Source organism: Gillisella terrae (assembly GCF_004801395.1).
GTDB lineage: Bacteria > Pseudomonadota > Alphaproteobacteria > Rhizobiales > Rhizobiaceae > Allorhizobium > Allorhizobium terrae.
In genome coordinates this window covers 15,469-33,868 of sequence record NZ_SSOA01000013.1, presented here as the reverse complement: position 1 = coordinate 33,868, position 18,400 = coordinate 15,469, and the positions used below count along the sequence as shown (strand labels likewise).

The window sequence follows — 18,400 nt, the reverse complement described above, 5'->3', positions numbered from 1 at the left end:
GTGTTGCTCGTCAAGAGCAGGCATTGAACTTTGAAATGCGCAACTTGCTGATTGCCGCATTGAAGGACTGAAACTGTATGTTCGCTAAGTTTATTTCAAATGCAAACAAGACCCTGCTTTTCAGGCTCTTGTCTGAGAACTTCAAGAGTCAGGCCCCGTGGTACGGCATTGCCATTCTTGCAATGATTGTTGTTGCCGCCATGACATCTGCCAGTGCGTGGATCATGCGCGATATTGTCAACAGCTCTGTGGTTTCGAAAGACATCAACAGGGTGTTTGAGGTCGCAATCATGGTTGCGGTCATCTTCTTCATCAAAGGCATCGCGGGCTACATTCAATCGGTCTTTCTGAGCCGCGCTGGCAATAACATCATTGCCAAAACCCAGAAAATGCTGTTCTCGCGCATTCTCAAGCAAGGCATTTCGTTCTATTCCAAATATCCGTCGTCAGAATTGTTGATGCGGATCACCACCAATGCGCAAGCCGCCCGCTCGGTTATCGATCTTATCGTCACGTCTTTTGTGCGCGATCTGTTTTCCTTGATCGGGCTTGCGGCCGTTATGGTCATCCAGCAGCCATCGCTGACGCTGTTTTCTGCCATTATTGTGCCGGGTGCCATCTATGGCGTGCGCCATCTCACCAAAAAGGTGAGAAAGATCATGGAGCAGGAACTGGCATCGCTGGGGATGATTATCCAGAATGTGCAGGAAACCGCCACAGGTATTCGGGTCATCAAGGCCTTTGGTCTTGAAGATTACATGAATGCACGGATGGAAAAATATGTTGGCGAGGTCGAGCAGCGCTCAAACAGCATCGCCAAGCTGGAAGCTGCCTCCAGCCCGATTATGGAAACTCTGTCTGGCTTCGCAATCGCGGGCGTTGTGGCGCTGAGCGGCATTTGGGTGTTGCAGGAGGGCAATACGCCTGGTGAGTTGATGTCCTTCATCACGGCACTTCTTTTGGCCTATGAGCCCGCCAAGCGTCTGGCCAGAATGCGCATCAGTCTGGAAACAGGCCTTATTGGTGTGAGGATGATGTATGAGCTTGCCGATCATCCGATTGATCTCAGCCAAAAAGACAATGCGGTCGAGCTTGCTGCTGGCAAGGGCGAAATCAGTTTCCGCAATGTGAATTTCTCCTACAAGGAAAATCACCGTCTGTTTGATAATCTGAATCTGGATTTTCCAGCGGGCAAGACCACGGCGCTGGTTGGTCCTTCGGGCGGTGGCAAATCCTCCATCATCAATCTGGCCATGCGTCTTTACGATCCGGAGAGCGGTTCTGTGATGATTGACGGTCAGGATCTGCGCGATGTGACGTTTGAGTCCTTGCGCAATCGAATTGCCTATGTCGGTCAGGACACGTTCCTGTTTGCTGGAACCGTCAAGCACAATATCGGGCTTGGTCGTGAAGGTGCCTCCGATGAAGAGATCATTGCGGCCGCCAAGGCTGCCAATGCGCATGATTTCATTATGCGCATGCCACATGGCTATGACAGTGACGTGGGCGAAAACGGCGGCAATATGTCGGGCGGCCAAAAACAGCGGATTTCCATTGCGCGCGCCATGCTGCGCAATGCTGAAATCCTGATCCTCGACGAGGCCACAAGTGCGCTGGATTCCGAGTCGGAACATCTGATCCGTGAAGCATTGACGCGCCTGACCCGAGATCGCACCACGGTGATGATTGCCCACCGCCTTTCAACCATCACATTTGCGGATAATATCGTGGTGATGGAAAATGGTGCTGTGGCAGAGCAAGGTCGCCCGGCAGAGTTGCTCTCACGCGACGGACCTTACCGGCGTTTGTATGAATTGCAGCTTTTGCCAACCGCAGAGCAGGCAATGCTGCTGTAAGGACGAAGCGAAAGCGTGTCTGCTAAACGCTTTATGATTGTGCAAGCCGGGATAGGTTCGCGCACCGTCATGCAGCACTTCTGAAAGAGTATAACGAGCCTTTGCGCATCCTTTGGGTGCCCAAAGGCTCAATGTCGTAAACGCCGTGGCGGGTGCCGCCATCCTGTCGTTGTTGGTGGAAGAAAATGGTCGATATTTCCGTGCCAACTGCATCCTTTCGCCTCGACAAAGGCTTTTATCGCCTGACGTTGCGCGGAGGCACCCCTGCCAGTGTTGTACAGCTTGTCGATTGTGATAATCCCGCGCGCGGCTGCGTGCTGTTTTCCAGCCAGATTGGTCAGACCTATCTCCTGAAGCTGAAACGCCCGCTTTCCGCAGGCATGATCACAGTAACCCCTCAAGCTGGCGAAGCAGCGTCCAATGCAACACCCATGTCTTTGCATTGCGCTAAAATCACGAAGGCCGTTTTTTATGGGGCTGGCTTGGCAGCCGCCATAAAGCCTCGCCGATTGCAGCGATTTGGTCCGGGGGAAAAGCTTGTGGTGCGGGGCGGAGCCTTGCCGGATCTGACACGGTTTGCCACCCAGAATGTCGAGTTTCGTTACCTGCGTCTCTACGGTCTTGATGATCGTTCTATTGATGGGTGTGGATGGGAATGGCTTTCGGACGCCGAGCGGCCTTTGACAGGCTCAAAACAGCCCGTGCATTCTGAGGTTTCAGGTCGGTTCTGTGTCTATGTCCACATGCATTATTGGGAGACCTGGCCGGAGATTGAAGCCATTCTTCGCCATGACTGCGCGGGTGCTGATCTGATTGTGACGGCAAGCGCCGATGCTGGCGAGCATTTCCCCCAAATTGCCGAGCGTTTCCCTCAGGCGCAATTGATTGCAACCGAAAATCGTGGCCGGGATGTCGGGCCATTTCTGGAGCTTCTCTCCAAAGGCACCTTTGATCGATATACGGCAGTCTGCAAAATTCATGGAAAGCTGTCAAAAAAGGATGGCAAGGAAACCGCGTTTGGTTTGCGGGTTCGCCGTTATATTTTGGCATCGTTGCTGGCCAATGGCAATTTTCACCAAGCGGCAAAGGCTTTTGCAGCACAGCCGGAGCTTGGTCTGCTCGGGCCGAAAAACCTGCTGTTGCCGTCCAGCGGCGGCAGCATCAAAAGCTATATCAAGAGTGAGTGGCCGATTATGCAGCGCGTTTTTGCACGCGCGCACCTTGAGATCGATCCAAAGGATATTCAGTTTTTCGTCGGAACGATGTTCTGGTTTCGCCCGCCCGCTCTTTCCGGGGTGCAAAAAATGGGAATTGGTCTGGGCGATTTCGATGCGGAGAATGGCAAGAAACGCAGCACATTGCAGCATGCATTTGAGCGCATGTTCTGTGTCTTCGTTCAGAATGCAGGATATACAGTGGATGTCATTTCACCGTCCACAGACCTTATTTAGACCGTTCAATGGATGCCTATGATGAAGAATGAATTCCGCCTTGAGGATGTGACGGTGGTGTCGGTCTGCTACAATAGCAGCGAGATCATTGGCGGTCTCATTGATAGCCTGCCGCTGGGTGTCTCCATTGTTCTGGTTGACAATGGTGGAACCAATAAATTTCCAGAGTTTGCACCTGACCGCCGCGTGAAAATTGTCCGCTTGGCACAAAATGAAGGGTTTGGACGCGGCTGCAACGCCGGGGCGGCAGAGGCCACAACACCTTACCTGCTTTTTCTCAATCCCGATGTGCGGGTGGAAGAGGGGGCGATTGAGGCTTTGTTGCGCGCCGCCCACGCCTATCCTGAGGCGTCGGCCTATAATCCGCGGCTGATCAATTCGGATGGCAGCGCCTATTTCAAACGTCGCTCTTACCTGCTTCCGCGCGCGCAACATCTTAAAAGAGGCTGGCCGGATACGGATTGCCAGGTGCCGGTGCTGAGTGGGGCTGCAATTTTCGTCAGGAAACAGCTGTTCGACAGTATCGGTGGGTTTGATCCGAAAATTTTCCTCTACCACGAGGATGATGATCTGTCTTTGCGGCTTAAAGCGCTCGGCCCGTTGATGTTTGTGCGCGATTCCGGGGTGGTTCACGCCAAGGGCTATTCCTCCGGGCGATCGCCCACTGTAGCCGCTTTCAAGGCGTTTCATATGGCCCAGTCCCGGATTTATACGGGCAAAAAGCATCACCGGCCTGCGCCTCTTTTGAGTGCTGCCTGGCATTGTTTTGTATCGAGCCTTCTGCCGTTCAATTGGTTCTCCAGCCGCCGCAGAGCAAAGCTTGGCGGATTTTGCCGCGGTGTGCTCAGCATGCGGAAGGGCAATGACCTGAACTGAGCCAATCAGCATTGATCGTGATCCGCATTCCTGTCGACATTCATCCTTTTGTCATGTATATCCAAAATATAGATATATAACAAAAATGGCTTCCGGGGGCTGGATGCGGCAGAATTTTCTTTTGATTGATGCGGAGAAGGACTTCGAGATATTGAGGGCGGCGGCATCGCCAGTTCGGGTTCAGATTTTGAAAATTCTGCATGAGTCCGATGGTCTCAATGTGAATGAAATTGCCGAGAGGCTCTCGCTTCCGCAATCCTCCGTGTCGTCCAATGTCGCTTCGCTGGAGGCGGCCGGGCTTTTGCGCACCGAAACCCGCAAGGCCCGCAAGGGCAGCCAGAAAATCTGTTTTGCGACCTTCGATGAATTGATTGTGACGTTTCACAAGAGTGAGCAGGTGGCGGCCGCCAATATGATTGAGGTCTCCATGCCGCTTGGGCTCTATACCCATAGCTCGGTAACCGGCCCTTGCGGCATCTGTTCACCCGAGGGGATCATCGGGCTTTTGGATGTGCCGGAGACATTTATGGACCCTGAGCGCATGAAAACCGCGCTTTTGTGGTTCACATCCGGCTATGTTGAGTATCAATTCCCCAATAACGCCCGTATTCAAGGCCGGCAAATTGAGGAAATTGAGTTCTCGATGGAAGTCAGTTCTGAAGTACCTGGCACCCATACCAATTGGCCTTCGGATATCACTATTTCTGTGAACGGAATTGAGCTTGGCGATTGGACATCGCCCGGCGATTTTGGTGATAAACGCGGCACCTATACGCCCGATTGGTGGAAATTGTCCGGTTCTCAATACGGTATGTTGAAGACGTGGCGCGTCAATGAGGCTGGCGCTTTTGTTGATGGAATCAAGATTTCAAACGTCAATTTGCGCGACCTCGATGTGTCGTCGCATCGCTCCATCCGGCTTCGCATCGAGGTGAAGCAGGACGCTCGACATCCCGGTGGCTTGAATATTTTTGGCCGGGGCTTTGGCAATTACGCGCAGGACATTGTCCTGCGCTTGCATACGAAAGCCTGATCTTCCTTTTCCAGAGCAGCATAACGGCGTTGACAATGAGTCGTTGCTTTGCCATTAATATCCAATAAATAGATTTATATCGAATTTACGGGTATTAATGCAATGGGAGGAAGTTGCATGAAAGCGCGCGTCACGGTTCACCGGGATTTTCGCATCGGGCTGATTGATGATCGTCTCTATTCAGCATTTATCGAACATATGGGCCGGGCCATTTACTCGGGCATATATGAGCCGGGCCATCCCAGCGCTGATGCCAATGGCTTTCGCACGGACGTTTTGAAATTCGTTCAGGATTTGAAAATACCGGCGATCCGCTATCCGGGTGGCAATTTCGTATCTGCTTACCGTTGGGAAGACGGGATTGGTCCGAAAGATCAGCGGCCTGTTCGCCTTGATCTCGCCTGGCGCTCCAAGGAAACCAATCAGGTTGGCATCAACGAATTTGCAATCTGGGCTGAAAAAGCGGGCATTGATATGATGCTTGCTGTCAATCTCGGCTCGCGCGGGTTGGAGGATGCCCGCGATTTTCTGGAATATGTGAATTTTCCGGGTGGCACCCATTTGAGCGATCTTCGCCGTAGCCACGGCGCTGAAAAGCCCCATGATGTGAAAATGTGGTGCCTTGGCAATGAAATGGACGGTCCGTGGCAGGTTGGCCATAAAACCGCAGTGGAATATGGCAGGCTCGCCAATGAAACCGCCAAAGCGTTCAAGCTGTTTGATAAATCCATCGAAGCCGTGGTGTGTGGCAGCTCGAATGACAGAATGCCGACCTATCCCGAATGGGAGCGTCAGGTGCTGGAAGAGTGCTATGAGAATGTTGATTACATTTCCCTGCACAAATATTTCGACAATAAAAGCGGCGACACCCTGAATTTCTTCGGCAAGATCGAAGAGACCGGCCGCTATATTCAGGCCATTGGCGGCACGATTGATTATGTGAAGGCCAAGAAACGCGCCAAAAATGACGTCTACATCTGCTTTGACGAGTGGAATGTCTGGTATCACAATATTGAAGAGGATGGACGCCGCTGGAAATCCTGGGATTGGCCGGAAGCACCTGAACTGCTGGAAGAAACCTATAATTTCGAAGACGCATTGTTTGTTGCCTGCCTGATGAACGAGTTTATTCGCCGCTCTGATCGGGTCAGAATTGCCTGTATCGCCCAGTTGGTGAACGTGATTGCGCCAATTCGCGCGGAAAAGGGCGGGCCAGCATGGCGGCAGACAATCTATTACCCCTATCAATTTGCATCGCTTTACGGGCGTGGGGATGCTCTGAACATCACGGTGGATTGCCTCACCTATGATTGCGATGCCGCCAATGATGTGAGCTATCTCGATGTTGCTGGTGTGCATGATCGCGAAGGCAATACGCTCACCCTGTTTATCGTCAATCGCCATCTGACGGAAAGTGCCGAGCTAGATGTCTCGCTCGGCGGTTTCCCCAAGGCCCGTCTGAACGAACATCTGGTGATGCAAGGGCATGATTTGCGCGCGGTAAACTCGCCAGAGCGGCCCGAACACATTGTTCCCACCCAAGGCAGCGGTGTTGGCATCGAAGACGGAGCGGTGAAGGGCACATTGGCGGCTGTTTCCTATCATGTTCTGCGCTTCAGCGTAGGGTGAGATCATGAGTGTCCGTCTCACCAATGTCGCCAAGTCCTTTGGTGCGTTTAACGTGATCAAGGACGTATCCATGGATATTCCCGACGGTGGCTTTGCGGTCTTCGTCGGGCCTTCCGGCTGCGGAAAATCGACCCTGCTGCGGATGATTGCCGGTCTTGAGGAGACCAGTTCCGGCACAATTTCGATTGAAGGGCAAGATGTTACGCAGATGGAGCCAGCCAAGCGCGGCGTGGCCATGGTTTTCCAAAACTATGCGCTCTATCCGCACTTGAGCGTGTTTGAAAACATGGCCTTCAGTTTGCGGCTGGCGCGGGCGCCCAAAGAGGATGTGCTCCGCCGGGTTGGCGAGGCCTCGCGGATTTTGCAGCTTGATGAGCAGTTGCAGAAAAAGCCATCGCAGCTTTCCGGTGGCCAGCGCCAGCGGGTGGCAATTGGCAGGGCCATTGTGCGTCAGCCCAAGGTTTTCCTGTTTGATGAACCGCTTTCCAATCTTGATGCCGAATTGCGGGTGCAGATGCGGCTGGAACTGACCCGCCTGCACCGTCAACTGGGCGCGACCATGATCTATGTCACCCATGATCAGGTGGAAGCGATGACCTTGGCAGACAAGATTTTTGTGCTCAAGGGCGGAATCTTGCAGCAGGCGGGCGCACCACTGGATTTGTATGACAATCCCGACAACCGCTTTGTTGCCGGTTTCATCGGCTCGCCCGCCATGAACTTTCTTCCCGCACGGATCAGCGGGCAGACGGATGGAATGGCCACTCTGACCCTTTCGGAAGGGGAGCACACCCTTGAGGCTCCAATTTCTCAGGCCCTTGAGATCGGGCAAGAGGTGGAGATTGGCATTCGGCCAGAGCATTTTCGGCTCAGCGACAGCGGTATCAAGGTCAATGTCGAGGTGGCAGAGGAACTTGGCGACGTCTCCTATTTGTACGCCCGCACGGTGGGAGGCCGTGAGGTGATTGTGCAACGCCAGGGCTCACGCCAACGGCTGGATGGCACCACGGTGTGTCTCACGGCGGATGCCAGCAAGATACTGGTTTTCGATAGCGAAGGCCAAAGACTGCGATAGGACCACATAAAACTGGGAGGTCTGCCAAGCTGGAACAGTCAGGCAGAAAAAGGAGGAAGAGATGAAATTTATCAAAGCTTTACTTTTAGGCTCTGTTGTCGCGTTGACAGCTGTTCCGGCATGGGCGCAGCAGGAGATTACCTGGTGGGATTTCTTCAGCGGTGGCGATGGCGTGCGGATGAAGGCGCTGATCAAGGCCTTTAATGACGAGCACCCGGACATCAAGATCAATGGCACAACACTGGAATGGGGGGTGCCGTTTTACACCAAGGTTCGCACCTCGGCATCTGTTGGCGAAGCGCCCGATATCATGTCTTATCACCTCTCGCGTGTGCCTTTGGCCGTCTCGGAGAACATTCTAAGCCCGATCACTGATCAGGATCTGAAGGACGCGGGCTTAAGCAAAAGCGACTTTTTTGATGCCCCCATGGCGGCGGCCACCGAAAATGGCAAGCTCTATGCTGTGCCGCTCGATATTCATGCCATTGTGCTTTACTACAACGCCGACCTGCTGAAAGGCTCGCCCTATATTGATAGCAATGGCAAGCTGACCGGCATCAACACCATGAAGGATTTTGAGGCAGCCTTGGCCTGGGCAAAGGAGCATGGTGTTAAAACCCCTGTGACCTATGAGACGGGCGCAGCCTCCGGTATCTGGCGGGTTTTCTATACGCTTCTAGCACAACAAGGCGGCAGTTTTATCGAAAATGGTCAGGTTTTGCCCGGCGATAACACCGCAAAGGCGGTGAAGGCTGTTCAGATCATGTCGGATTGGCGTGAAAAAGGCTGGGCACCAGAGCAGGCGGATTATGAATCCTCTGTCGCACTTTACACATCCGGCAAGGCAGCGTTCCAGATCAACGGCGTGTGGGAAGTGCCGACCTATAAGGATCTGGTCAACAAGGACAAGCTTGGTTTCAAATGGGGGGCAATTGAAATTCCACCGTGGATGGGAAAGCCAGCCACCTGGGCTGACTCCCACGCCTTTGCCATCCCCAATCAAGGCGACAAGACAATCTCTGGCGAAAAGCGTGCTGCGGTGATGAAAGCCATTGGGTGGATTGAAAAGCACGCGCTCCAATGGGCTGATGCAGGTCATATTCCTGCCTACAAGCCGGTGACAGAGGGCGAAGCTTACAAGAAGCTGGAGCCGAATGCGACCTATGCTCCCTTGGTCAAAACCGCGGCTTTTGATCCGAAATCAGTCATCACCGGCGTGGCATCGCCCACCTATGACGCGGCGCTCAATCTGCTGGCACCCGCTGTTCAGGGCTATATGACGCCTGAAGATGCTGTCGAGCAGATGAAAAGCGAGCTTCAAGGCATGCTGAAGTAAGCGGATGTCTCCTGGTGGGCTGCCCTGCCGGGAGACATGCACATGCAGAGGCAATAGGGCGGTAAGAAACAGGGGAGGATTGCCCGATGGCAATGCTGGAAAACCGGCGCAAAAAGGGCTTTGCGGCTCTGGTGATGGTTGCACCTTTTTTGACGATATTCACGCTGTTCTTTCTCTATCCCACCTTGGAAATGGTGCATCTGAGCTTTACCGATGCACCGCTGGTGGGCAAGGGCAACTGGGTCGGTATCGACAACTACACCCGGCTGTTGAGCGATAAGCTGTTTGTCACATCTCTGAAAAACAACGGTTATTTCGTGCTTCTGACGGTTGTGCCAACAACGGTGATTGCGCTGTTGATCGCGCTTTCGGTCAACCGGCTTTCCGGGTTCAAGCAGGCGCTGGCAATGTCGCTGTTTTTTCTGCCCTATGTATTGCCGGTGTCGGTTGTGACGCAAATCTGGATGTGGATGACCGATCTGCAATTTGGCATTGCCGAGCCATTGCTTTCGTTTTTTGCAGGCAAGCCCATTGCGGTTTTCAAACATCCTTATTGGGTGATGCCGATGATTGCCGTTGTCACCATCTGGTGGACCAATGGCTTTAATGTGCTGTTGTTCATCGCCGGTCTTCGCAATGTGCCGCCTGAACTGTATGAGGCCGCATCGTTGGACGGTGCCACGACGTGGCAAAAATTCTCAAAGATAACATGGCCGCTGCTGTGGCCGGTGACGGCACTGGTTTTGACGCTGCAACTGATTTTGCAGCTCAAGATTTTTGATCAGGTCTATCTTTTGAGCAAAGGCGGGCCTTTCAACTCTTCCTATGTTCTGCTCATGCAGGTTTATCGTGACGCCTTTCAGCTCAACAAGGGCGGCTATGCCTCTGCGGTATCCACCGTGCTGTTTTTGCTGATCGCGGTTATCTCGGTCTTGCAATTTCAACTGTTGCGCATCAGGAGATCGTCATGAATTTGGTGAAGCGAATTGAAACGCTCATTCTGACGCTGGCCACGCTGGGTGTTGGCCTTATCTGGATTTTTCCGCTGTACTGGGCCTTTTTGACATCCATCCGCTCTGAGCAAAATGTGGTTGGCAACGCCACCCTCTGGCCAAACGAGATTGACCTGCACGCCTATTCCAGCGCCCTGTTCGATACCAAATTGATGCTTTGGTATGTCAATTCTATTGGCACGGCGGTTATTGCCACTGCGGTTGTGCTGCTGATTTCGGTCATGTGCGCCTATGCACTCTCGCAGATCAGATTTCCCGGCCGCGGCCTGTTATATGGCGTTGTGCTGGCCAGCTTTATGGTGCCCACACAGGCCCTCGTTGTCACCCAGTTTATCCTGATGAAAAATCTGGACCTGATCAACACATGGGCCGGGATCATCCTGCCACAACTGGTCGCGCCGGTGGTGATTATTGTCTACAAGCAGTTTTTCGATGCTGTGCCCAAAGAAATGCGCGAGGCCGTGGTGCTGGATGGCGGCGGTGAATTTACCATTCTGTTTAAAGTCTATCTGCCGCTAAACTGGGGCATCACCACGGCTCTTGCCATTGTCACCTTTATCGGCGTGTGGAACAGTTTCTTCTGGCCGTTTCTGGTGATTACGTCGGAAGATATGATGACCGTGCCGGTCGGCATTACGCAAGTGCACGACACATTTGGCCTGCACTTTGCCAAGCTGATGGCTGTTGCCATGCTGGCGGCTCTGCCGGTGATTGCCGCCTATTTGATTTTCCAGCGCCGGGTTACAGACGCGATCATGATTTCATCCGGGGTCAAAGGATGATCCATTACGCGCGCCTGACGCTGATTGTGTCAGGCGCGCGTTCTTTCTGGTTTAGGCCGCACTTCTGTAATTTCGTGTCTGGCCAGACCGCTCAATCACGAATTTGGACACCAGCATGCGCAACTTGTCGGCTTCGGAGGCGAGTGCGCCGGATGCGGCACTGGTTTCTTCAACCATAGCAGCGTTATGCTGGGTGTTTTGATCCATGTGGTTGACCGCAGTGTTGATTTCGCTGAGACCCGAGGATTGTTCGCGGGTTGCGGTGGCAATGGAAGCAATTCGCTGGTTCACCTCACCAATCAATCCGCCAATCTGGTTGAGAGCCGTGCCGGTGGTGGAGACCAGATCGACACCAATCGATACTTCGCGGGTGGAGTTTTCGATAAGTCCCTTGATTTCGCGGGCGGCATTGGCCGAGCGCTGGGCCAGTTCACGGACCTCCTGTGCCACCACAGCAAAGCCCTTGCCTGCCTCGCCCGCACGGGCGGCTTCCACACCCGCGTTCAAGGCAAGCAGGTTGGTTTGGAAAGCGATTTCATCAATGACGCCAATGATATTGGCAATTTGGGCGGCGCTTGTTTCAATCCGGCTCATGGCGGCAACGGCATTTTCCATCACATCGCCAGATTTGTCGGCGCCGCTGCTGGCCTCAATTGCCACGTGGCGGGCTTCTTCCGTCAGCTTCAAGGAAGACGTAATATTGGTGGTGATCTCGTTCAAGGCGGCTGCGGTTTCTTCCAGTGATGCAGCCTGCTGCTCGGTGCGGCGGGCCAGATCGTTGGTGTTGCTGGCAATATCGCGGGTACCTGCATCAATGTTGTTGGCAGTAATGACCACCATGGACAATGTTTCACGCAATTGCGCTACGGCATTATTGAAATTCTGGCGCAAGCCTTCAAACTCTTCCGGCAATGGCTCGGAGATGCTTGCGGTCAAATCGCCGTTTGCCAAGGTTTGCAAGCCCTTCGCGAGGCTGGTTGTGGCGGCTGTCATCTGGGCGAGACGGGCCTGCTCGGCTTCTTCGCGCAGGCGGCGGCGTTCTTCTTGCGCGCGGCGGCTTTCATCTGCTTCTTTTTGCAGGCTCGAGGCCGAATAGACGCTCTCCTTGAAATATTCAACGGCACGAGACATGGCGCCGATTTCATCGCCACGATCCTGATTGGGCACAATTGTTTCCAGTTTGCCGGACGACAGCTTTTCCATAACCTCGGAGAGTGACGTGATCGGGCCGGTGATGGTGCGCATCAGGGCATAGAGTGCAGCTCCGACCAGCAGCAGAACAAAAAGAGCAATCAGAGCAAGGGTTGCCAGCGACTTGTTGGCGTCCGCAGCAATGGCGGCTTTATCAAAGGCGATGACCATGGTACCGATGGTCATTTCCTTGCCTTCTTCGGTATGTTTAAGCGGGGCGGTCTCAAAACTGATCGTCTGGTCAGCGCTGTCATCGGGGTTGCGGTTGGCAGCAAGAGTGGCGGCGCTTATGATATCGGCTTGACCGGTTGTGAAAAACGGCTTGCCCTGATCATTCAAAATCACAGCCGCTCTGAAATCGCGGTCTGTTGCAGCTGGCAGGAACGTGTCTTTGGCCAATTCCTTGTCGAATTGCCACATGGCTGTTGCCGCGCCGGATGATGCCATGGCCGAGGTCAGTTTAACCTTCTGCTCGAAGGATTCCGCCATGCTGGAGGTTCGCGACCAGCCGGAATAGGCCGTCACAGCGCCAAGGCCGATGACAATCAGCGCCAGAGACGGCACCATGACTTTGGTTCGAATTGATCTGCTTTTCATCATCTTGCCACATCCCGAAAATGTTCGAATAGAGCGTCGTGACAGTCATCAAACAAGCACGATGCCAAAGAGTGTTGCTGCCATTGGACCGAGTTCAAAAAAGCACGTGTGCTCCGCGGCCCGGTTGTGTTTGTTTCATCTTACTGTTTTGGATCATACCAATAGGGGGCATCCGCTTTTGCGAGGTCCGCAGGGAAGTTCGGATTGTTGATTTTGATGAGGGTGCGATTTTTGAGGTCGCCCTTGCTGAGCGCTGTTTTCACGTCCGGATCGTCAAAGAACAGCGCGTTGTAACTGCCATCCTTCCAAGCGATCTCAAGTCCGCGAAGAATGTCGTCGCGAAGCTTTGTGTTCGTTTTTTTCACGTAAAATGTATTGCTGGATTCGTACTGCAACAGGATGGTCTTTTCGACAGCAAGACCGGGTACATTTGCAACTTCGCGCTCTTGCTCATTAAAGGCTTCGAAAGCGCCACGGGCAAAATGATCGCCCCGTCCTCCCACCGTCATCCTGTAGAGATTTTTGGGAGATCCTGTTCTAACCGTCAGACCTGCCTTGCGCAGAACATCAACATCTGCCCAGCCAAGCCCCTGAAGTGCTATGAATTTCTTCAAATCATCGAGGGTTTTAACCTGGTTAAATTCATTTTGACGGGCACCGTCAATCAGCATAATGCGCATGCCCAGCAAGCCGCGGTCGATGGGAAAAGGAACCGCCAACAGTTTCTCTGAGGTCTTGTTGGATGCCGAAGCCCACAGAATATCCAGCTTGTCGCCGTTCACAAGGGCTTCAATCATGGCATTGGTTGTATTGAAACCAATAGACGACGGTTTCAAAACGTAAGGATTGCCAATTTTTTCAAACGCCAGTTTAAGAGCCTTGAATCCCAGCGTCTTCTCTTTGTTGCCGCTGGAGTTGTAATAGATGACTTTTGGCTCTTGTGCGCTGGCCGCAGTCGCTCCGCTTAAAGCCGCTATAATGGTGAAAAATAAGGCCCGAAAAACCATAAAATATCCTCACGTTTCTCGGTTAAGACGATTAAATTGCTTGCCTTAATTTTGTCTGAAAAACGGTAACATTCGGATAAAAATAGTGAAATAATCCATCACAATCAGAGTATTAGAAGATTAGATTGTTTGGATATGCTTAAGGTCAGGGTATTCAACGCATGGCAAGATTGAAGCCGCTCCCTGTCACAAGATCCAGCTCAGCGGCTGAGCAACAATCCGCATTTATCCGTCAATCGTTTATCGCGCATTGGTTGCATTGTGATTTAGATGATGCTTTTTATCAAAAGCATCATCTAATCTTATTGGTGTATCAGATGCCTGAGAGGCAAATGTATTTCAATTCCACAAAGCCTTCGATACCGTATTTGGAGCCTTCGCGCCCAAGGCCCGATTGCTTGACGCCACCAAAGGGTGCCATTTCATTGGCGATCATGCCGGTATTGACCCCCACCATTCCCGCTTCCAAAGCTTCGGAAACGCGGAAAATCCGGGCCATATCCTTGGCATAAAAATAGGAGGCAAGGCCAAATTCGCTGTCATTGGCCATGGCAATCACCTCAGCCTCATCCTTGAAGGCAATGATCGGGGCAAGGGGAGCAAAGGTTTCTTCGCGCGCCACTTTCATGGCCTGTGTTACGCCGGTCATCACGGTGGGCTGATAAAAATTGCCACCGAGCGCGCTACGCTGGCCGCCTGCCATCAATTTTGCGCCGTGTTGCAGGGCGTCATTGACGTGTTCTTCCATTTTGGCAACGGCGCGCTCATCAATCAGCGGGCCTTGAGTGGTGCCAGTGTCCGTGCCGCGACCGAGTTGCAGCGTGGCGACTTTGGCCAGCAATTTCTCGGTAAAAGCTTCCACAACGCTGTCTTGAACATAGATGCGGTTGGCGCACACGCAGGTTTGCCCGGCATTGCGGAATTTTGAGATCATGGCACCGTCCACGGCGGCATCCAGATCGGCATCATCAAAGACGATAAAGGGTGCATTGCCGCCAAGCTCTAGCGATAGGCGCTTTATGTTGTCCGATGCCTCACGCATCAGCCAGCGGCCAACGCGGGTGGAGCCGGTAAAGGTGATTTTGGCGATCTTGGGATTGTGACAAAATTCGAGGCCGATTGGCTCTGCATCACCGGGTACCACCGAGAATACGCCAGCGGGAATGCCCGCACGCTCAGAGAGAACGGCCAAGGCCAGCGCCGACAGCGGGGTCTGGGCGGCAGGCTTCAAAATCAGGCTGCATCCGGCAGCAAGGGCAGGGCCTGCCTTGCGGGTGATCATGCCATTGGGGAAATTCCAAGGCGTGATGGCCGCGCACACACCAACCGGCTGTTTGATGACCATGATGCGTTGGCCGGGATTGGCACCGGGAATGATATCGCCGTCGAGACGCTTGGCTTCCTCGGCAAACCATTCGAGATAGGCGGCATTGGAGACAACTTCACCCTTGGCTTCCGCCAGCGGCTTACCCTGTTCGGTGGTCAGGATCAGCGCCAGATCATCGGCATTGGCAATGATCAAATCAAACCAGGCTTTCAAAGCTTTCGTGCGCTCCTTGGCGGTGCGCTTGGCCCATTCTTTCTGTGCAATCTCGGCCTGATCGATGGCTTTATGCACATCTTCGCGCGATAGCGAGGCCACATTGGCAATCAAGGCACCATCAAACGGATCTGTCACGGCAAAGGTCTTGCCGTCGCTAGCATCCACCCATTTTCCGGCAACAAAGGCTTTCGAGACGAGAAGCGATGGATCTTTCAATGCGGTTTTCAGCGGATGGGTCATGAAATGTCTCCGATCAATGTGAGCAATGCGGGGGCCCCAAGCGAGACGCCTGAGAGAAAGAGCAGCAAAAACGCCAGTCTGCGCATGGTGGCGGGCGACAGCGGCGGCGGCCACCGCTTGGCAAGAAACGTAAAGCCGATCACCACAGGGATGGTTGTCAGGCTCCACCAGAAATTCGCTGACGGCATATTGCCAGCTGCCGCAACTGTGAGCAGCCGAATGAGGGCATTGATGGCAAAGACCGCCACCAGAGTTTCACGCACCGCTTGGGCTTTGAGGGGCTGACGATAAAGATGATAGACCAGTGGCGGTCCTGCGGTGGAAAAAAGCCCGCCCATCAAGCCGGCAATTGCGCCAAAAAACACAAAAGAACCCGTGCTTGAGCGCTGTTCCAAAGGCGCAGGCTTGAGCAGCAATTGTAGGCTGGACAAAACAATGACAGCGCCCAGAACCAGCTTGAGCCAGTGCAGGGATGCGGCAAGCAAAATGCCCAGCAGCCAATATCCCACCAGCAGGAACACAAGGCTTGAGAGGATGATGGGGATAAATTCTGCCATTGCGATATCGCGCCAACCACGGCGCAAAACCTGAAGCGCATTCACAATAACCAGAACGCTGACCAGAATGGCCGCCTCGCGCAAGGGAATAACCCCGGTGAGGCCGATGCCGCCCATCATGATCAGGCCAAAGGCAAAGCCCGTGAGCGTCTGCATGTAGGCGGCAATTGCGGCAAGCAGCAGCAACCCGCCAAGACTGGCCAGATCCATGGTCATAGATGGGCGAGCCCGGCAAACAGGTCGGTGAACGACGAGCCCTGGCGATAGAAAACAGCAGGCTTTCCGAAGGGGGCTGCGACGCTTACATCTGCGCCGCCGTCAAACACCTCACCGCTCCAGACATGCACCCAGCAATCACCCTTGGGCAGATAAAGGTTGCGGGCCAGTTCACCGGCTTGCCACACGGGGGCCACCAACAGATCGGCCCCGTAAAGATAGGCATCCTGAATGGTGTAGGTGGTGACGTCAGATTCATAGTGCAAAAACAACGGGCGCTGTGCTGGAAGGCCCGTGTCTGCTGCTTCCTGAGACAAGGCCTTCAGGTAGGGCGCGAGATGCACGTAAACCTGAGTCATGCGGGCAAAATGGCCGAGCACCTCAGGGTCTTGATCAATTTGCAGATTGTCTTTTGGCCTGTTGCCTTCATGGCTGCGCATCACCGGCGTAAACGCGGCCATTTCGCTCCAGCGCATGATCAGCTCTGCGGTGCGGACATTGCCAAACAGGCTGGTGTAGCCGCCGATATCCGAATGGTGATAGGCATTGCCCAACAGGCCAGACGAAAGTGCGCCCGACATCACCGTGACCAGACCGTCATGACGGGAAAAATCGACCGATTGATCACCGCCCCACAAAAGTGGGCAATGGGCCTGCACGCCGGTAAAGCCCGCGCGCATGAAAAACAGTGCATCGCCTGTGAGATTGCGGCTTTCAACCGCTTTGGCGTTCACCTCTGCCCAAAGCGTTGGCCAGGCATTGTGCATCAATTTTGCATCGATACCGTTGGAGAGGTTCACATCAATGGGCAGATATTCGCCAAAATCGGCCATCCAGCCGGAAAGGCCATAATCCAGCATATTTTTGCCGATGACCTCTTCCGCAAACCACGCGCTTGCTGCCGGATTGGTGAAATCCACCACACCGCAATCAAACTCGCCAAAATCGACCAGCGCTGTCTTGCCCTCGCTATCGGTGGCGAAATAGCCAGCGGCTTCGGCAATGGGAAAGAGGGGGCCATCGACGCAGAGGTAAGGATTGACATAGCCGAGGAAGCGGATGCCATCGTCGCGCAAGTCTTTGATCTTGTCTTTTAAGCCCGGATAGCGCTGCTCATTGGCCTGCCAGTCCCAAAACAGGCGCGCACCAAAAGAGGTGTGGCGAAGCCCCACCCAGTCCTCGCACCAAAGGCCGGAAACCTTGACTCCGGCTGCGCGGAATTTTTCCAGCCGGGTGAAGGAGTTTTCGCCGTCCTTGAGACCGATGATCGCTCCACCATAGACCCAATCCGGCAGTATTGGCTGGCGGCCAAAACGGCTGGAGAGCTGGCCGACCAGATCAACAAAGGTGGATGCTGCAAACAGCTCAATACGCTCCGGTACAGCCCAAATTTCGACTTCGTGGAAATCGGCATTGCGGAAATCAAACACTGAATAGGCGGTTGTTTCCACATGCACGGCAATGCGACGCGAGGTGAGATAGGTCGGCTGCGGATAATTGGTGTTGTAATAATCACCGCCGGATTTGCCGGTGACATCGGCTTTCCAGGTGATTTCGGTGGATTTGTCACGGCCCACGCCCGGCTCTGAGGTCCACATCGGAAAGCGTCGGCCGCGCATGTCGAGATAAGACATTTGCTCGCCGCCACCCCAGACATGCTCCGGCTCCTCAGTGACAAGGCGCAGCCAGACCCGGTTGATGGCAGGGTCCTTAGCATCAAAAAGGATGTGATTGTCCTTGATGGTCAAGACCACTCGCGTTGGCTGGCCGGGCGCTGTGGAAAAGGCAATGGCATTGCCAGAAATTTCTGCGTGGGTGAGCGGGCTGCGCTCGATAACGTAATCCTCAATGTCGAAATTGCCGCGATACATATCCATCCGCTCATGGCCTTTGCCGACAAACAGGCACGGACTTTCCGGGCGGTGGGTGAGAATGGCGCGGCCTTCGATGGAAAGCGTGAAGCCGTTGTCTGAGGTCTCAAGGTTCATAGCGTTTGCT

At 53.8% G+C, this 18,400-nt stretch carries 14 protein-coding genes; 9 read left to right on the top strand and 5 right to left on the bottom strand.

The features are described 5' to 3' along the window. Positions 1 to 77 precede the first annotated feature (77 nt). The 9 genes from E6C51_RS18075 to E6C51_RS18035 all read left to right on the top strand — a co-directional run bounded on the left by E6C51_RS18075 (position 78) and on the right by E6C51_RS18035 (position 11,051). Positions 78 to 1,856, top strand: a complete 1,779-nt coding sequence (locus tag E6C51_RS18075; RefSeq protein WP_146937485.1) for an ABC transporter ATP-binding protein — start codon at positions 78 to 80, stop codon at positions 1,854 to 1,856. A gap of 185 nt (positions 1,857 to 2,041) precedes the next feature. Next, entirely contained in the window at positions 2,042 to 3,307 is a 1,266-nt protein-coding gene (locus E6C51_RS18070) for a rhamnan synthesis F family protein (RefSeq protein WP_190237025.1), read from the top strand. Positions 3,308 to 3,328: 21 nt separating this feature from the next. After that, positions 3,329 to 4,183: a glycosyltransferase family 2 protein gene (locus tag E6C51_RS18065; protein ID WP_190237024.1), complete on the top strand. Its 855-nt coding sequence runs from the start codon at positions 3,329 to 3,331 to the stop codon at positions 4,181 to 4,183. A 103-nt stretch (positions 4,184 to 4,286) separates the two neighbouring features. Beyond that, positions 4,287 to 5,216 carry an ArsR/SmtB family transcription factor gene (locus E6C51_RS18060; RefSeq protein WP_190237023.1) on the top strand — a complete coding sequence of 310 codons (930 nt, stop codon included), beginning with the start codon at positions 4,287 to 4,289 and terminating at the stop codon, positions 5,214 to 5,216. Between the two features lie 117 nt (positions 5,217 to 5,333). Further along, the gene (gene arfA / locus E6C51_RS18055; RefSeq protein WP_190237022.1) at positions 5,334 to 6,845 is read left to right on the top strand and encodes an arabinosylfuranosidase ArfA; all 1,512 of its coding nucleotides are present in this window, start codon (positions 5,334 to 5,336) and stop codon (positions 6,843 to 6,845) included. Between the two features lie 4 nt (positions 6,846 to 6,849). Continuing rightward, entirely contained in the window at positions 6,850 to 7,920 is a 1,071-nt protein-coding gene (locus E6C51_RS18050; RefSeq protein WP_190237021.1) for an ABC transporter ATP-binding protein, read from the top strand. Between the two features lie 61 nt (positions 7,921 to 7,981). Next, complete coding sequence (locus E6C51_RS18045; RefSeq protein WP_190237020.1) at positions 7,982 to 9,256, top strand: extracellular solute-binding protein; 1,275 nt, start codon at positions 7,982 to 7,984, stop codon at positions 9,254 to 9,256. Positions 9,257 to 9,348: 92 nt separating this feature from the next. Beyond that, the gene (locus tag E6C51_RS18040) at positions 9,349 to 10,227 is read left to right on the top strand and encodes a carbohydrate ABC transporter permease (protein ID WP_146937533.1); all 879 of its coding nucleotides are present in this window, start codon (positions 9,349 to 9,351) and stop codon (positions 10,225 to 10,227) included. Next, entirely contained in the window at positions 10,224 to 11,051 is an 828-nt protein-coding gene (locus E6C51_RS18035; RefSeq protein WP_190237019.1) for a carbohydrate ABC transporter permease, read from the top strand. Before E6C51_RS18040 ends, E6C51_RS18035 begins: the two co-directional genes overlap by 4 nt. 51 nt (positions 11,052 to 11,102) lie before the next feature. On the opposite strand, the gene E6C51_RS18030 is transcribed toward E6C51_RS18035, so the two are convergent. From E6C51_RS18030 to E6C51_RS18010, 5 genes are all read right to left on the bottom strand, one after another. Beyond that, the gene (locus E6C51_RS18030) at positions 11,103 to 12,842 is read right to left on the bottom strand and encodes a methyl-accepting chemotaxis protein (protein WP_146937501.1); all 1,740 of its coding nucleotides are present in this window, start codon (positions 12,840 to 12,842) and stop codon (positions 11,103 to 11,105) included. Positions 12,843 to 12,979: 137 nt separating this feature from the next. Continuing rightward, complete coding sequence (locus tag E6C51_RS18025) at positions 12,980 to 13,846, bottom strand: type 2 periplasmic-binding domain-containing protein (RefSeq protein ID WP_190237018.1); 867 nt, start codon at positions 13,844 to 13,846, stop codon at positions 12,980 to 12,982. A 313-nt stretch (positions 13,847 to 14,159) separates the two neighbouring features. Continuing rightward, a complete protein-coding gene (locus E6C51_RS18020) occupies positions 14,160 to 15,629 on the bottom strand; it encodes an NAD-dependent succinate-semialdehyde dehydrogenase (RefSeq protein ID WP_190237017.1) in 1,470 nt (489 codons plus the stop codon). Then, complete coding sequence (locus tag E6C51_RS18015) at positions 15,626 to 16,402, bottom strand: sulfite exporter TauE/SafE family protein (RefSeq protein WP_230987437.1); 777 nt, start codon at positions 16,400 to 16,402, stop codon at positions 15,626 to 15,628. Before E6C51_RS18015 ends, E6C51_RS18020 begins: the two co-directional genes overlap by 4 nt. Continuing rightward, positions 16,399 to 18,390 (bottom strand): alpha-glucosidase, encoded by a 1,992-nt coding sequence (locus tag E6C51_RS18010; RefSeq protein ID WP_190237016.1) that lies wholly within the window; start codon positions 18,388 to 18,390, stop codon positions 16,399 to 16,401. The genes E6C51_RS18015 and E6C51_RS18010 overlap by 4 nt, the downstream gene beginning before the upstream one ends. Positions 18,391 to 18,400: the final 10 nt, after the last annotated feature.

Coding starts and splice junctions, on each gene's coding strand:
- E6C51_RS18075 (WP_146937485.1), top strand. CDS start 78: ATGTTCGCTAAGTTTATTTCAAATGCAAACAAGACCCTGCTTTTCAGG.
- E6C51_RS18070 (WP_190237025.1), top strand. CDS start 2,042: ATGGTCGATATTTCCGTGCCAACTGCATCCTTTCGCCTCGACAAAGGC.
- E6C51_RS18065 (WP_190237024.1), top strand. CDS start 3,329: ATGAAGAATGAATTCCGCCTTGAGGATGTGACGGTGGTGTCGGTCTGC.
- E6C51_RS18060 (WP_190237023.1), top strand. CDS start 4,287: ATGCGGCAGAATTTTCTTTTGATTGATGCGGAGAAGGACTTCGAGATA.
- arfA (WP_190237022.1), top strand. CDS start 5,334: ATGAAAGCGCGCGTCACGGTTCACCGGGATTTTCGCATCGGGCTGATT.
- E6C51_RS18050 (WP_190237021.1), top strand. CDS start 6,850: ATGAGTGTCCGTCTCACCAATGTCGCCAAGTCCTTTGGTGCGTTTAAC.
- E6C51_RS18045 (WP_190237020.1), top strand. CDS start 7,982: ATGAAATTTATCAAAGCTTTACTTTTAGGCTCTGTTGTCGCGTTGACA.
- E6C51_RS18040 (WP_146937533.1), top strand. CDS start 9,349: ATGCTGGAAAACCGGCGCAAAAAGGGCTTTGCGGCTCTGGTGATGGTT.
- E6C51_RS18035 (WP_190237019.1), top strand. CDS start 10,224: ATGAATTTGGTGAAGCGAATTGAAACGCTCATTCTGACGCTGGCCACG.
- E6C51_RS18030 (WP_146937501.1), bottom strand. CDS start 12,842: ATGATGAAAAGCAGATCAATTCGAACCAAAGTCATGGTGCCGTCTCTG.
- E6C51_RS18025 (WP_190237018.1), bottom strand. CDS start 13,846: ATGGTTTTTCGGGCCTTATTTTTCACCATTATAGCGGCTTTAAGCGGA.
- E6C51_RS18020 (WP_190237017.1), bottom strand. CDS start 15,629: ATGACCCATCCGCTGAAAACCGCATTGAAAGATCCATCGCTTCTCGTC.
- E6C51_RS18015 (WP_230987437.1), bottom strand. CDS start 16,402: ATGACCATGGATCTGGCCAGTCTTGGCGGGTTGCTGCTGCTTGCCGCA.
- E6C51_RS18010 (WP_190237016.1), bottom strand. CDS start 18,390: ATGAACCTTGAGACCTCAGACAACGGCTTCACGCTTTCCATCGAAGGC.